The sequence below is a fragment of the Opacimonas viscosa genome (genome assembly GCF_024199005.1).
GTDB lineage: Bacteria > Pseudomonadota > Gammaproteobacteria > Enterobacterales > Alteromonadaceae > Opacimonas > Opacimonas viscosa.
In genome coordinates this window covers 1-212 of sequence record NZ_JANATA010000416.1, presented here as the reverse complement: position 1 = coordinate 212, position 212 = coordinate 1, and the positions used below count along the sequence as shown (strand labels likewise).

Sequence of the window (212 nt, the reverse complement as noted above, 5' to 3'; positions counted from 1 at the left end):
CAACGACAGGCACTGACTTCAACCGTGGAGAGTGTCCTCATGAATGCTCCGGCCGTGGCTGCCGAAACGCGCCATTCTTCTTCCACCGCGCCCGCCGTCGGCACGCGTGTCGCCGTGCAACCGGTGATTCTCGCCGGCGGGTCCGGCACGCGCCTGTGGCCGATGTCCCGCGAACGTTTTCCGAAACAGCTGATCGGCCTGCTCGGCGAACA

The 212-nt window shown here is 65.6% G+C and carries 1 protein-coding gene; it reads left to right on the top strand.

Annotated features, from left to right (window positions below):
- Nucleotides 1-114: 114 nt before the first annotated feature.
- The coding region (locus tag NLF92_RS14115; protein ID WP_254102900.1) for a sugar phosphate nucleotidyltransferase at nucleotides 115-212 on the top strand (98 nt) is incomplete at its 3' end.